Here is a 14,199-nt window from a genome sequence, read left to right as displayed (position 1 = left end):
GGCTTTGCCTTGACGCGAAATTTCATTTCTAATTCCGGCGGTCCTTGGTCGCTCCTTGGGCCAGATCGCGGCGCGCTTGCTTCAAATCAGGGGCGGCGCGGCCCGGGCGAGCCGCTCGATCCGAGCATGCGGACGAGGACTTGCACGCGCTTGTGTGATAGACAAAAATTTGGCAAGGTCGGAGTTAGGACAGCAAGGCTGTCTCAATTTCGGGGCCATCCCGGCACAGGGATTGCAACGAAACTCGGTGCCCCGGGCTCTGAGAATGCTGCAGGCAGGGCTGTTCCACAGGGACGTTGAACGCCCGTCGTCTGAATTAAGGAAAATGCGGCTCGCGGCGGACGAGCGGTGGCCCGGTGGGTGCCGCAACGTCCAAGGTGCGCCAAAGACGGTGAGGCCCCTTAACAGAGGGAGAGGACACATGAGCGGGTCGGAATTCGAGCGCGAAACCATCGTGACAGAAACGCTGTCGGCGACCGCGGACTCGAAAGCCGCCGATTCCGCCTATGGGCCGCACGCCCTTGAATTGCACACTTGGCGTCCCAAAGCCGAAGGCCTGTACGATCCGAGCCTGGAGAAGGACTCCTGCGGCGTCGGCTTCATCGCCAACATCAAGGGCAAGAAGTCGCATCAGATCGTCTCCGACGCGCTGAACATCCTCTGCAACCTCGAGCATCGCGGCGCCGTCGGCGCCGACCCGCGCGCCGGTGACGGCGCCGGCATCCTGGTGCAGATCCCGCACGCCTTCTTCGCGCGCAAGACCGCCGAGCTCGGCTTCAAGCTGCCGGCTCCCGGCGAATACGCCATCGGCGCGCTGTTCATGCCGCGCGATGCCGCCTGGCGGAACGTGATCAAGAGCATCATCGCCGAGGAGATCAAGAACGAGGGCTTCAAGCTGCTCGGCTGGCGCGATGTGCCTTCCGACAACTCTTCGCTCGGCGTCACGGTGAAGCCGACCGAGCCCTACCACATGCAGGTCTTCATCGGCCGCAACGGCGCCGCCAAGACCGAGGACGATTTCGAGCGCCGGCTCTACATCCTGCGCAAGTCGATCTCGCAGGCGATCTACCAGCGCCGCGACCGCGGCATGGCGGGCTACTATCCGTGCTCGCTGTCGTGCCGCACCGTGATCTACAAGGGCATGTTCCTCGCCGACCAGCTCGGCAAGTACTATCCCGACCTGCACGAAGCGGATTTCGACAGCGCACTGGCGTTGGTGCATCAGCGCTTCTCGACCAACACCTTCCCGACCTGGTCGCTGGCGCATCCCTACCGGATGATCGCGCACAACGGCGAGATCAACACGCTGCGCGGCAACGTCAACTGGATGGCGGCGCGGCAGGCGTCGGTGCATTCGGAAGCTTACGGCAAGGACATCAACCGTCTCTGGCCGATCTCCTACGAAGGCCAGAGCGATACCGCCTGCTTCGACAACGCGCTCGAATTCCTGGTGCAGGGCGGATATTCCCTTCCTCATGCCGTGATGATGATGATTCCGGAAGCGTGGGCCGGCAATCCGCTGATGGATGAGCAGCGCCGCGCCTTCTACGAATATCACGCCGCGCTGATGGAGCCGTGGGACGGCCCGGCCGCGATCGCCTTCACCGACGGCCGCAAGATCGGCGCCACGCTCGACCGCAACGGCCTGCGCCCGGCGCGCTACCTCGTCACCAGCGACGACCGCATCGTGATGGCGTCCGAGATGGGGGTGCTGAAGATTCCGGAAGAGCAGATCGTCACCAAGTGGCGGCTGCAGCCCGGCAAGATGCTGCTGGTCGACCTCGAGCAGGGCCGCCTCATTCCCGACGACGAGATCAAGGCCGACCTCGCCAAGAGCCATCCCTACAGCGACTGGCTGCATCGCACCCAGATCCAGCTCGAGGAGCTGCCGGATGCGCCGGCCAAGGGCGTGCGCTCCAACCTCCCGCTGCTCGATCGCCAGCAGGCATTCGGCTACAGCCAGGAAGACGTCACCATCCTGATGACGCCGATGGCGGCCACCGGCGAGGAAGCTGCCGGCTCGATGGGCAACGACACGCCGATCTCGGCGCTGTCGGACAAGCCGAAGCAGCTCTTCACATACTTCAAGCAGAACTTTGCGCAGGTGACGAACCCGCCGATCGACCCGATCCGCGAAGAAATCGTCATGAGCCTGGTCTCGATCATCGGGCCGCGGCCGAACCTGTTCGATCTGCAAGGCGTCGCCTCGACCAAGCGCCTGGAGGTGCGGCAGCCGATCCTGACCGATGCGGATCTGGAGAAGATCCGCTCGATCTCCGACGTCGCCGAGACCCATTTCAAGTCGCGCACGCTCGACACCACCTTCCACGCCGGCTTTGGCGCGGCGGGCATGGAGCAGGTGCTCGACGAGCTCTGCGCGCGCGCCGAGGGCGCGGTGCGCGAGGGCATCAACATCATCATCCTGTCCGACCGGATGACCGGCACCGACCGGATCCCGATCCCGTCGCTGCTCGCCTGCGCTGCCGTGCATCACCATTTGATCCGTACCGGCCTGCGCACCTCGGTCGGCCTGGTCGTCGAATCCGGCGAGCCGCGCGAAGTGCATCACTTCGCCTGCCTCGCCGGCTACGGCGCCGAAGCGATCAACCCCTATCTCGCCTTCGAGACCATCCTGTCGATGAAGGACAGGCTGCCGGGCGGGCTCAGCGACTACGAGATCGTCAAGCGCTACATCAAGTCGATCGGCAAGGGCCTGCTCAAGGTGATGTCCAAGATGGGCATCTCGACCTACCAGTCCTATTGCGGCGCGCAGATCTTCGACGCGGTCGGCCTCAAGGCGGACTTCGTCGCCAAGTATTTCGCCGGCACCCACACCCGGATCGAAGGCGTCGGCCTCGCCGAGATCGCCGAGGAGACGGTGCGGCGCCACAACGACGCCTTCGGCGACGTGCAGATCTTCAAGAGCGCGCTCGATGTCGGCGGCGAATATGCCTACCGTACCCGCGGCGAGGACCATGCCTGGACCGCGGAATCGGTCTCGATGCTGCAGCATGCCGCACGTGGCAATTCGCTGGAGCGTTATCGGGCCTTCGCCAAGATCCTTAACGAGCAGTCGGAGCGGCTGTTGACGCTGCGCGGCCTGTTCCGGATCAAGAGCGCCGAGGACGACAAGCGCAAGCCGGTCAAGCTCGAGCAGGTCGAGCCGGCCAAGGACATCGTCAAGCGCTTCGCGACCGGCGCGATGTCGTTCGGCTCGATCTCGCGCGAGGCCCACACCACGCTTGCGATCGCGATGAACCGGATCGGCGGCAAGTCCAACACCGGCGAAGGCGGCGAGGAAGCCGACCGCTTCAAGCCGCTGCCGAACGGCGACAACATGCGCTCGGCGATCAAGCAGGTCGCCTCGGGCCGCTTCGGCGTCACCACGGAGTATCTCGTCAACTCCGACATGATGCAGATCAAGATGGCGCAGGGTGCCAAGCCCGGCGAAGGCGGCCAGTTGCCCGGCCACAAGGTCGACGCCACCATTGCCAAGGTCCGGCACTCGACCCCGGGCGTCGGCCTGATCTCGCCGCCGCCGCATCACGACATCTACTCGATCGAAGACCTCGCGCAGCTGATCTACGACCTCAAGAACGTCAATCCGGACGGCCAGGTCTCGGTCAAGCTGGTGTCCGAAGTGGGCGTCGGCACGGTTGCCGCCGGCGTCGCCAAGGCGCGTGCCGACCATGTGACGATCGCGGGCTTCGAGGGCGGCACCGGCGCCTCGCCGCTGACCTCGATCAAGCATGCCGGCTCGCCATGGGAGATCGGGCTTGCCGAAACCCACCAGACGCTGGTGCGCCAGCAGTTGCGCAGCCGCATCGCGGTGCAGGTCGACGGCGGCTTCCGCACCGGCCGTGACGTCGTGATCGGCGCGCTGCTCGGCGCCGACGAGTTCGGCTTCGCCACCGCGCCGCTGATCGCGGCGGGCTGCATCATGATGCGCAAGTGCCACCTCAACACCTGCCCGGTCGGCGTCGCCACCCAGGATCCGGTGCTGCGCAAGCGCTTCACCGGCCAGCCCGAGCACGTCATCAACTACTTCTTCTTCGTCGCCGAGGAAGTCCGCGAGATCATGGCGCAGCTCGGCTACAAGACGTTCAACGAGATGGTCGGCCAGGTCCAGATGCTGGACCAGACCGCGCTGGTCTCGCACTGGAAGGCCAAGGGGCTCGACTTCTCGAAATTGTTCGTGAAGCAGAAGGAGGAGAAGGGCCAGACCATCTTCCACTCCCAGAGGCAGAACCATTATCTCGAAGCCGTGCTCGATCGCCGCCTGATCGAGAAGGCGCAGTCCGCGCTCGACCGCGGCGCGCCGGTCAAGATCGAGGAGGAGATCAACAACACCGACCGTTCCGCCGGCGCCATGCTGTCGGGCACGGTGGCCAAGATCTACGGCCATGAGGGCCTGCCGCTCGACACCATCCATGTCAGCCTGAAGGGTACCGCGGGACAGGCGTTCGGCGCCTGGCTCGCCAAGGGCGTCACCTTCGAGCTCGAGGGTGAAGGCAACGATTATGTCGGCAAGGGCCTCTCCGGCGGCCGCATCATCGTCAAGCCACCGAGAATCTCCGGCATCGTGCCGGAGGAATCGATCATCGTCGGCAACACCGTGATGTACGGCGCGATCGAGGGCGAGTGCTACTTCCGCGGCATCGCCGGCGAGCGCTTCGCCGTGCGCAACTCCGGAGCCGTCGCGGTGGTCGAGGGCGCCGGCGACCATTGTTGCGAATACATGACCGGCGGCATCGTGGTCGTGCTGGGCAAGACCGGGCGCAACTTCGCGGCCGGCATGTCCGGCGGCATCGCCTATGTGCTCGACGAGGCCGGCGACTTCGCCAAGCTCTGCAACCTCGCGATGGTCGAGCTCGAGCCGGTACTGTCGGAGGAGATGATCAACGAAGGCACCTATCATCACTCCGGCGATCTCGAGTCGCATGGCCGGGTCGACGTGTTCCAGAACCTGCTCGACTCGGACGTCGAGCGGCTGCACGTCCTGATCACGCGTCACGCCAAGCTGACCGGCTCCAAAAAGGCCGCCGACATCCTGGCGGACTGGAAAGCGTGGGCGCCGAAATTCCGCAAGGTGATGCCGGTCGAGTACCGCCGCGCACTGAAGGAAATGAAGGCCAACGCCGACGCCGAGCCGAAGATCGCGATCGGCGCGTAGCATCACGAGACGAAACAACTTCGAGATTCCGGGTCTGCGCTTCGCGCATCCCGGAATGACCGGAACAACTGAGATGCAGGGGCATCGGGTTTAATGGGCAAGATCACAGGTTTTCTCGAGATCGAGCGGCACGACCGCAAGTACGAGCCGGTTGCCGACCGGCTGAAGAACTTCGACGAGTTCGTGATTCCGCTGAGCGAGAAAGATACCCGCGACCAGGCAGCGCGCTGCATGAATTGCGGCATCCCCTATTGCCACGGCACCGGCTCGGCCGAGCCGGGCACGCCGGGCTGCCCGGTCAACAACCAGATCCCCGACTTCAACGACCTCGTCTACCAGAACAATTGGGAAGAGGCCGCGCGCAACCTGCACTCGACCAACAACTTCCCGGAGTTCACCGGGCGGATCTGCCCGGCGCCGTGCGAGGCGTCCTGTACGCTCAACATCGACGACAACCCGGTCACCATCAAGACCATCGAATGCGCGATCGTCGACCGCGCCTGGGACGAAGGCTGGCTGAAGCCGGAGATCGCGCTCCAGAAAACCGGCAAGAAGGTCGCCGTTGTCGGCTCCGGCCCGGCCGGCATGGCATGCGCGCAGCAGCTCGCGCGTGCCGGCCATGACGTGCATCTGTTTGAGAAGTACGCCAAGGCCGGCGGCCTGCTGCGCTACGGCATTCCCGACTTCAAGATGGAGAAGGGCGTCATCGACCGCCGCGTGACGCAGATGGAAGCCGAGGGCGTCACCTTCCACTACGGCAAGGCGATCGGCGGCAACACGACGGGTGCGATCGACCCGCAGGAACTGGCAAAACAGTACGACGCCGTGGCGCTGACCGGCGGCGCGGAAGCCCCGCGCGACCTGCCGATCCCCGGCCGCGATCTCCAGGGCATCCATTTCGCGATGGACTTCCTGCCGCAGCAGAACCGCCGCGTCTCCGGCGAGCCGCTGAACGGCGTGACCGACATCCTCGCCGGCGGCAAACATGTCGTCGTGATCGGTGGCGGCGACACCGGCTCGGACTGCATCGGCACCTCGTTCCGCCAGGGCGCCAAGTCCGTGACCCAGCTCGAGATCATGACGGCGCCGCCCGAGCGCGAGAACAAGGCCCTGACCTGGCCGAACTGGCCGCTGAAGATGCGGACCTCGTCGAGCCAGGCCGAAGGCGCGGCGCGCGAATTCGCCGTGCTGACCCAGAAATTCGAGGGCGTCGACGGCAAGGTCACCAAGCTGCATTGCATCAAGGTCGACGACAAGTTCAAGCCTCTGCCCGGCACCGAGTTCACACTCGACGCCGAGCTCGTGCTGCTGGCGATGGGCTTTGTGCACCCCGTGCACGACGGCCTGCTCAAGACCCTGGGCGTCGATCTCGACCAGCGCGGCAACGTCCGCGCCAATTTGCAGGACTACCAGACCTCAAAGGCCAAGGTCTTCGCCGCCGGCGACATGCGCCGCGGCCAGTCGCTGGTGGTGTGGGCGATCCGCGAAGGCCGGCTCTGCGCCCGCGCGATCGATACGTTTTTGATGGGGAAGACGGATTTGCCGCGGTAAAGCGGCTGCGGGTACGCCCAACTTGCAATTACCAACTCAACTGTCGTCGCCCGCGAAAGCGGGCGCCCCAGTATTCCAGAGACGCCAGTGAGATACGGAGAAGCCGCGGCGTACTGGATGCCCCGCCTTCGCGGGGCATGACACCTTCGGTGTGGCGCGCCCTACGCGTCTCCGAACATCAATTCTGCACCCTCACCCCCAGCATCACCACCGTCGACGCCGAGTTGTTCAGCGGCTGGTTGGAGTCCAGCCAGTCGCGGCGGATGGTGCCCTTGATCCAGAGGCTGCGGGTCATCTTGTAGATGATGTCTGTCGACACCGAGTAGATGGTGTCGTTGCGGCTGTCGCCCTTGTATTCGAGGGTGCCGTAGGTGAACTTGCCGACCGCGCTCAGCCAGCGGCGGAAGTCGTGATCGACCTCGACGGTATAGGTGCGCGACAGCACGCCCGAGGTGCCGGGCAGCGTGGTTTCGCCGAGCTGGGTGTCGGAATAGAATTTCGCCGTCGTCAGCGGCGTCGCGGTCCAGGTCAGCGAGGCCGTGGTGAGCAGGCCCTCGAGGCGGCCGAGCCGCGTGTCGGCATAGTCGCGCATGGCGTAGCCGACCGAGACCTCGCCGAACAACAGCCGCGTGAACTCGAAGGAGCTGCCGGCCTTGGCGTAGCCGCCGGCCGAATCGCGCGCATAGCCGTTGCGGTCGAGAGTGAGATCGTGGACGCGGCTGTCGCCCTGCACCTCGACGAACGGCTTCACCGCCGGTGTCAGCTCGTAGCTGACGCGGGCGACGCCGCCATACTGGGTGAAGTTGCGGTCGTCGTTCGACGACATGGTGCCGTCGGTGAGCTTCGACCATTGATAGTCGGTGCGGTCGATGGTGGCGCCGCCGGAGACTTGCAGGCGGTTGAAATTCTGGTCGAAGCCGAAGGTGCCGCCGACCGTGGTGTAGATCGGATATTTGTCGAGGCCGGTCTGGATGTTCGGGCTGCCGGGATTGTCGGTCGCGACCAGCAGGCGCACCTCGCCGGTGAGGTGGGTGTCCCTTGAGACGTCGAGCCGGCCGTCGATATGGCCGTTGAAGCTCGGCCGGTCGACGTCGAGCGGCGCCGACAGCGGCGTGCCGTCGGCGTTCGGCGTCAGGGGGGAATTGTAGCCGGTGAAGGAGCCGCGCAGATCGGCGACGACCGAGTGACGTTCCCAGTCCGACACGGCGAGGAATTCCGGCGCGACCATGTAGAAGGCCCGGCCCTGCGGCTGGTTCAGCCGCCCCGGATTGGTGTCGTAACCGGCCATCACCTCGACAGCGGTCTTGACCATGAACGAGCCCGCGTAATCGCCGACCGCGCCGAACGGATCGTCGTCGATCTTCAACCGCCTGCGCGGCGGCTGGCCCGTGATGTTGCCGGCCATCGCCGGCGGCACCGGCGGCTTGCTCGCGGTCTCCGAGGGCGGGATCGACAGCCGCAGCTGGCCGGCCGCGTTCAGCGGCGGCGGTGCGGGCACCGGCGAGCCGGGCCCCGGCGGCGGCTTCGGCTTGGCCTGGCCGGGATAATATTTCAGCTTCAGGCGCTTGCGGTTGAGCGAGTCGTAGCCGGAGGTGGAGGCGCCGTTGGCGGCCGGCAGCCCATAGGTCGGGATCTGCCCGATCTGCGTCGTGGACGTCGAAGTGGATGACGAGCCGCGCCGGTCGCGATCCGGGTCCGGCAGCCTCGTTCCGGTCAACGGATCGAGCGCGTCGGCAGTGGTCCGGCGCAGCGGCGAATCGGGATTGATGATCTGGCTCTGCCGGTTCGGGCTGAACAGATCCGGCGTCACGGTCTGGGCGCCGGCGGTATCCGAGGCCGCGATCAACAAAAGGCATGGCAAGGCAACGCGAACGAGGCGTCCGCGCCCATCCCGGCCCTTTGTTGGCCTCCGCACCACGATGGAAAATACCCCAACGAATTCATACGCTTGACGACCCGCCGCGCACTGCGGCGGAAATCGTCGTTAATGGAGTTAAAACAATTATGGTTAATGGGCCGTTGAGGATTGGCCGCCCTGCGTCGCTTCGTTGAAGCGACCGTGCTAAGGGAGACGCCCGGGTGCAAAACCCTCCCCTGGAATCCAGTATGGCCAAACCGAAACCGCTGATGACCAAATCATCCGGCCGCGACGACGGCGCTGTTCAATCGGCGCTCCGCACCCTCGATGCCGAAGCCAGCGGCATCGCCGCGCTGTCCGCTGCGCTCAAATCCGACCTTGCGACCTCGTTTGCGGCGGCCGCCGAGCTGATCCGCAAGCTGAAAGGGCGCGTGATCGTCACCGGGCTCGGCAAGTCGGGCCATATCGGCCGCAAGATCGCCGCGACCTTCGCCTCGACCGGGACGCCGGCGTTCTTCGTGCACTCCGCCGAAGCCAGCCATGGCGATCTCGGCATGATCACGTCAGATGATGCGATCTTCGCGCTGTCGTGGTCCGGCGAGCAGGCGGAGATGCGCAACCTGATCGCCTATGCGGCACGCTTCAGCATTCCCCTGATCGCGATGACCGCCGACAAGGATTCGACGCTGAGCAAGGCCGCCGACGTGCAGCTGACCTTGCCGAAGGCGCGCGAGGCCTGCCCGCATAATCTCGCGCCGACCACCTCGACGCTGATGATGCTGGCGCTCGGCGATGCGCTGGCGATCGCGCTGCTCGAGGGCCGCGGCTTCACCTCGACCGATTTCAGCGTGCTGCATCCGGGCGGCAAGCTCGGCGCGCTGCTGAAAACCACCGGCGACCTCATGCATTCCGGTGACGCGGTGCCCTTGAAGCCGCTCGGCACCAAAATGTCGGATGCGCTGGTCGAGATGACTTCGAAGGGATTTGGCTGTGTCGGCATCGTCGATGACCGCGGCCATATCGTGGGCATCGTCACCGACGGCGATCTGCGCCGGCAGATGCGCCCCGAGCTGCTCACGCTCTCGGTCGACGAGGTCATGACCAAGACGCCGAAGACGATCAGCCGCGACATGCTCGCCGGCGAAGCACTGGAACTGCTCAACGCATCGAAGATCACGACGCTGATCGTAACAGACGCGAAGAAGCCAGTCGGGATCATCCATCTGCACGATCTGCTGCGCGCCGGCGTGGCGTAACGATCACGATCCGTAGGGTGGGCAAAGCGAAGCGTGCCCACCATCACGAGCAGTGCAAGAGTGGTGGGCACGCTGCGCTTTGCCCACCCTACAATCTCACTTCGGAAACCTTGCCGCATCCGCCTCCAGCGGCAACGCCAGCGCGTTGGCGAGATACGACACCGTGCGGTAGAAGCCGCACAGCAAAATGATCTCCAGGATCTGATCCTCGTCGTAATGCGCCGACAGCGCCGCGAACTCGGCGTCGTCGAGCGTCGCGCGCGCATGCAGCCCATCGACCGCAGCCAACATCGCCTGCTCGGCCGGCGACCAGCACGCTGCGTCCGCGCTGCTGTGCACGGTGGCATGGACCTGCGCCTCTGAAAAAGTCGCAGCCGCGCCGAACGCTGTGACATGCACGCCCCATTCATATTCGCAGGCATTGAGCGCACAGGTGCGGTCGATCACGATCTCGCGCTGGCGCAGGGAGAGCGGCCCGCGATCGAGCAGGCCGCCGCCGCGAAACTTCTCCCAGGCGCGCGCATGGCCGGCCATCACGCGAAACAGCAGCAGCGGCGGCTTGCCGCGCATGATGCGGTCGAAATGCTGTTGAACGTCCGCCGCATAGGGCGGCGCCAGCGGCGCGATGCGTGACATGGCTTGTCCTCACTGCTACAATTACCGTAGCAACACGCTACAATATCTGTAGCGTTGCGCAAGGAGAATTCCGCATGCCGAAGCCGGTTCCGACCGCAAAGCACAGCGTCCGCGGTTCGCGCACGGGACGTCCGATCATGGCGCTGCTCGACCTGCTCGGGCGCCGCTGGACGCTGCGGATCACCTGGGAATTGCGCGAGAGCGCGCTGACCTCGCGCGCGCTGCGCAGTGCCTGCGACGAGGCCTCACCGACGATCCTGCAGACGCGGCTGACCGAGCTGCGCGAGGCAGGGTTCGTCGAATTGACGGAGGACGGCTATCGGCTGACCGCGCTGGGCAGGGAGCTTAGCGAGTCGTTCATGCCGCTCAATCGTTTCGCCGAACGCTGGAGCAGGCGCTGAAGGATAGAGCAAGTTAGGCCACCGCCACCGTCAGGTTGGCGCCGTCGGCGCTGACGACCTTGACGCGGCTGCCGGCAGGCGCGTCGGGGCCGGCGACCCGCCAGACCGTGTCGTCGATCCGCACCGTGCCGGCGCCATCGATGATCGGCTTCTCCAGCGTGAACTCGCGGCCGATCAGGGCCTGGTTGCGGCGATTGAGGAACGGGTTGGTCTTGCTCACCTCGGTCGCGCTTCGGGCGAAATGCCGCCACGCCGGCACTGCCGCTGCGGCGAACACCGCAAACATCAGGAGCTGGGTTTGCCAGGCCGGCGTGAAGGCGAACGACAGCAGCCCGACCAGCAGCGCCGCAAGCCCGAGCCAGAACAAAAACACGCCGGGCGCGGCGAGCTCCAGCGCCATCAGGATGAAGCCGAAGATCAGCCAGTTCCAGGTGCCCAACGTCGAAAACATCTCGGCCATGACAGGACCCCTATGATTGCGGGCGTGACGCTACCACGCCTCAGGTCCTCGGCGGCACAGGCGGCGGCGCCGCGGGACCGGCTGATGGCACCGAGCCGCGCCGTGCGGCTGCCTGGGCAGACGCGGCGCTCTCGCCAAAGGTTGCCTTGGCGATCTCGCCGATGCCGGCGAGCGAACCGAGGATGCTGGTCGCCTCGATCGGCAGCATCAGGACTTTCTGGTTCGGCGAGTCGGCCAGTTGCCCGAACGCCTTGATGTATTTGTCGGCGATAAAATAGTTCAGCGCGGCGACGTCGCCCTTGGAAATGGCCTCGGAGACCATCTGCGTCGCCTTGGCCTCGGCCTCGGCGGAGCGTTCGCGCGCCTCGGCATCGCGGAAGGCGGCTTCCTTGCGGCCCTCGGCCTGCAGGATCTGGCCCTGCTTGGCGCCCTCGGCGCGCAGGATCTCGGATTGCCGCTGGCCTTCCGCCTGCAGGATGTCGGCGCGCTTGACCCGCTCGGCCTTCATCTGCCGGCCCATCGCCTCGACCAGGTCGGCCGGCGGCACGATGTCCTTGATCTCGATGCGGTTGACCTTGACGCCCCACGGCGACACCGCGGCGTCGACCACGCGCAACAGCCGCTCGTTGATCTCGTCGCGATGCGACAGCACCTGGTCGAGATCCATCGAACCCATCACCGAGCGGATGTTGGTCATGGTCAGCACGGTGATCGCCTGCGTCAGATTGGCGACCTCGTAGCTCGCCTTGGCGGCGTCGAACACCTGGAAGAAGGCGACGCCGTCCACCGTCACGGTGGCGTTGTCCTTGGAGATCACCTCCTGCTCGGGGATGTTGATCACCTGCTCCATCATGTTGATCTTGCGCCCGATGCGATCGAAATAGGGCACGATGATATTGAGGCCGGGCGACAGCGTGCGGGTGTATTTGCCGAACCGCTCGATGGTCCAGTCATAGCCCTGCGGGACGGTCTTGACGCCCGCGAACAGCGTAATGATGACGAGAAGAACAAGCGCGATCGCGAAAATATCGAAACCAGTCATGGAGTCCTCCAGGGCCCGACCGTCGCAGGGGCGCGGTCGTGGGTTGGTCGGCAGGACCGCGACGCCGGTTCAGCCGGCCGTTGTTCTACCTGATACGTAGGAGGCCGTCTTGCGGGATACCAGACGGTCCAAGACTGAACGCGCCATCCGTGTCTGGTGTCACGGATCGTTAACAATCAGATCCAGCCTTCTTAAATCCAGCCTTCTTAGATCCAACCTTCTTAGATCCAGCCTTGCAGCTCGCGCAGCACGAGCTGGCGGATCACGTCCATGCCGCCATCGCTGTCGTTGAGGCAGGGGATCGCGGCGAATGCTTCGCCGCCATTGTGCCGGAAGATTTCGGCGTTCTCCTGCGCGATCTCTTCCAGCGTCTCCAGGCAATCGGCGGAGAAGCCCGGCGTGACCACGGCGATCCGTTTCACGCCCTCTTTCGCCAGCCGCTCCACGGTCTTGTCGGTATAGGGCTGCAGCCACTCGGCGTTGCCGAAGCGCGACTGGAACGTGAGGACCAGCTTAGACGCTTCGAGCCCGAGCCGCTTGCGCAGCGCGTCCGTGGTCGCGATGCACTGCGCCTGATAGGGATCGCCCTTGTCGACGTAGGCCTTCGGCATGCCGTGGAACGAGGCGAGGATGATCTCGGGCTGGAACGGCAGCGTCGCAAGATGCGCGTCGATCGAGTCTGCCAGCGCCGCGATGTAATCGGGGTCATCATAATAAGGCGGCGTCACCCGCAGGATCGGCTGGTCGCGCATGCCGGCCAGCGCGCGAAATACCTCGTCGCAGACGGTCGCCGAGGTCGCTGCGGAATATTGCGGATAGAGCGGCACCACCAGCAGGCGGCCGCAGCCCTGCGCGGCAAGCGCCGCCACCCGGGAGGCGATCGACGGGTTGCCATAGCGCATCGCCCAGTCGACCACCACGTGGTCGTGATCGGCAATAGCGGCCGCCAGCTTCTCGGCCTGCGCGCGCGTGATCGTCTTCAGCGGCGACTCGTTCTTCTCGACGTTCCAGATCTTCTGGTAGTCGCGTGCTTTGCGGGCGGGCCGGATGCACAGAATGCCGGTGAGGATCAGCTTCCAGAGCAGCCCCTGGTTCTCGATCACCCGCGGATCGGACAGGAATTCCTTCAGGTAGACCCGCACGCCCTTGGCATCCGCGGTATCCGGCGTGCCGAGATTGACCAGCAGCACGCCGACGCGCTCCGGCTTGGCGCTTGCTGCCGGCTTCGCGCTCTCGAAGGGAATGACCGTGCTCATGCTGGTGTTCTCTGGGGTGGGCTTCGCGCGTTGCCGCTGGCTTGTCAAGGCGAGTGCCGGTTGGCTACGTTCTCGATCAAGCTTTGTCTTGACGCGTTTTCTTGACGCGAACCGGGACCACTTCGCTCGAAAACGCTCTGTGGAGGAACCATGACGGTCGCCGAATGGTGCGTCTTCGGGACGCTGATGCTGTCGCTCCTGACGATCGCATCGGTGAAATGGATCGGCTTCCGCCGCTTCGACAATTCCCGCCCGCGCGATCCCGATTTCTACGACGACCCGATCCGCTCGCGGGCACTCGGCGCCCATCAGAACGGGATCGAGGCGTTCCCGTTCTTCGCCTTCGCGGTGCTGCTCGCCGAATTCCGCATCGGCCCGCTGCGGCTGATCGACGAGCTGGCCGTGCTGTTCCTGATCGTGCGCATCGCCTACGTCTTCACCTATATCGGCAACCGCCCGACCTTGCGCTCGATCCTCTGGAGCATCGGTTTTGCGATCAACATCGCGATCTTCCTGCTACCGATGATCCGGGGGTATTTGAGGGGGTGAGGGCTGCACGATTCAAT

Annotated in this window: 10 protein-coding genes; 5 read left to right on the top strand and 5 right to left on the bottom strand. The window is 65.1% G+C overall.

Annotation, left to right across the window (positions count from 1 at the left end; all coding sequences use genetic code 11):
* Window positions 1–421 precede the first annotated feature (421 nt).
* Window positions 422–5,173 carry a glutamate synthase large subunit gene (gene gltB / locus IC762_RS05600; RefSeq protein WP_195787628.1) on the top strand — a complete coding sequence of 1,584 codons (4,752 nt, stop codon included), beginning with the start codon at window positions 422–424 and terminating at the stop codon, window positions 5,171–5,173.
* A gap of 93 nt (window positions 5,174–5,266) precedes the next feature.
* Window positions 5,267–6,724 (top strand): glutamate synthase subunit beta, encoded by a 1,458-nt coding sequence (locus IC762_RS05595; protein ID WP_195787627.1) that lies wholly within the window; start codon window positions 5,267–5,269, stop codon window positions 6,722–6,724.
* A 178-nt stretch (window positions 6,725–6,902) separates the two neighbouring features.
* Here the strand turns inward: IC762_RS05595 and IC762_RS05590 are convergent, their stop codons facing one another.
* Entirely contained in the window at window positions 6,903–8,573 is a 1,671-nt protein-coding gene (locus IC762_RS05590; protein WP_433995896.1) for an outer membrane beta-barrel protein, read from the bottom strand.
* Between the two features lie 257 nt (window positions 8,574–8,830).
* Between IC762_RS05590 and IC762_RS05585 the strand changes: the two genes are divergently transcribed.
* Window positions 8,831–9,838 carry a KpsF/GutQ family sugar-phosphate isomerase gene (locus IC762_RS05585; RefSeq protein ID WP_195787625.1) on the top strand — a complete coding sequence of 336 codons (1,008 nt, stop codon included), beginning with the start codon at window positions 8,831–8,833 and terminating at the stop codon, window positions 9,836–9,838.
* Between the two features lie 96 nt (window positions 9,839–9,934).
* Here IC762_RS05585 and IC762_RS05580 read toward each other — a convergent pair whose 3' ends face one another.
* Window positions 9,935–10,474 (bottom strand): carboxymuconolactone decarboxylase family protein, encoded by a 540-nt coding sequence (locus tag IC762_RS05580; protein WP_195787624.1) that lies wholly within the window; start codon window positions 10,472–10,474, stop codon window positions 9,935–9,937.
* Between the two features lie 74 nt (window positions 10,475–10,548).
* Between IC762_RS05580 and IC762_RS05575 the strand changes: the two genes are divergently transcribed.
* Window positions 10,549–10,875, top strand: a complete 327-nt coding sequence (locus IC762_RS05575) for a winged helix-turn-helix transcriptional regulator (RefSeq protein ID WP_195787623.1) — start codon at window positions 10,549–10,551, stop codon at window positions 10,873–10,875.
* 13 nt (window positions 10,876–10,888) lie between these two features.
* Here IC762_RS05575 and IC762_RS05570 read toward each other — a convergent pair whose 3' ends face one another.
* The 3 genes from IC762_RS05570 to hemH form a co-directional block, all read right to left on the bottom strand.
* Window positions 10,889–11,335 (bottom strand): NfeD family protein, encoded by a 447-nt coding sequence (locus IC762_RS05570; RefSeq protein WP_195787622.1) that lies wholly within the window; start codon window positions 11,333–11,335, stop codon window positions 10,889–10,891.
* Window positions 11,336–11,375: 40 nt separating this feature from the next.
* Window positions 11,376–12,377 (bottom strand): SPFH domain-containing protein, encoded by a 1,002-nt coding sequence (locus IC762_RS05565; protein WP_195787621.1) that lies wholly within the window; start codon window positions 12,375–12,377, stop codon window positions 11,376–11,378.
* A gap of 221 nt (window positions 12,378–12,598) precedes the next feature.
* On the bottom strand, window positions 12,599–13,633 hold the full coding sequence (hemH, locus tag IC762_RS05560; RefSeq protein ID WP_195787620.1) for a ferrochelatase: 1,035 nt from the start codon (window positions 13,631–13,633) through the stop codon (window positions 12,599–12,601).
* Between the two features lie 150 nt (window positions 13,634–13,783).
* Here hemH and IC762_RS05555 point away from each other — a divergent pair, with 150 nt between their 5' ends.
* A complete protein-coding gene (locus IC762_RS05555; protein ID WP_195787619.1) occupies window positions 13,784–14,182 on the top strand; it encodes an MAPEG family protein in 399 nt (132 codons plus the stop codon).
* The last annotated feature ends 17 nt before the right edge of the window (window positions 14,183–14,199 follow it).

This window comes from Bradyrhizobium genosp. L (assembly GCF_015624485.1).
Lineage (GTDB): Bacteria > Pseudomonadota > Alphaproteobacteria > Rhizobiales > Xanthobacteraceae > Bradyrhizobium.
Note: the sequence above shows the minus strand (reverse complement) of the source record. Positions and strands in the feature narration are given on the sequence as shown.

What these genes read in the sequence shown, in the direction of transcription:
- gltB (WP_195787628.1), top strand. Translation starts at nt 422, where the DNA reads ATGAGCGGGTCGGAATTCGAGCGCGAAACCATCGTGACAGAAACGCTG.
- IC762_RS05595 (WP_195787627.1), top strand. Translation starts at nt 5,267, where the DNA reads ATGGGCAAGATCACAGGTTTTCTCGAGATCGAGCGGCACGACCGCAAG.
- IC762_RS05585 (WP_195787625.1), top strand. Translation starts at nt 8,831, where the DNA reads ATGGCCAAACCGAAACCGCTGATGACCAAATCATCCGGCCGCGACGAC.
- IC762_RS05580 (WP_195787624.1), bottom strand. Translation starts at nt 10,474, where the DNA reads ATGTCACGCATCGCGCCGCTGGCGCCGCCCTATGCGGCGGACGTTCAA.
- IC762_RS05575 (WP_195787623.1), top strand. Translation starts at nt 10,549, where the DNA reads ATGCCGAAGCCGGTTCCGACCGCAAAGCACAGCGTCCGCGGTTCGCGC.
- IC762_RS05570 (WP_195787622.1), bottom strand. Translation starts at nt 11,335, where the DNA reads ATGGCCGAGATGTTTTCGACGTTGGGCACCTGGAACTGGCTGATCTTC.
- IC762_RS05565 (WP_195787621.1), bottom strand. Translation starts at nt 12,377, where the DNA reads ATGACTGGTTTCGATATTTTCGCGATCGCGCTTGTTCTTCTCGTCATC.
- hemH (WP_195787620.1), bottom strand. Translation starts at nt 13,633, where the DNA reads ATGAGCACGGTCATTCCCTTCGAGAGCGCGAAGCCGGCAGCAAGCGCC.
- IC762_RS05555 (WP_195787619.1), top strand. Translation starts at nt 13,784, where the DNA reads ATGACGGTCGCCGAATGGTGCGTCTTCGGGACGCTGATGCTGTCGCTC.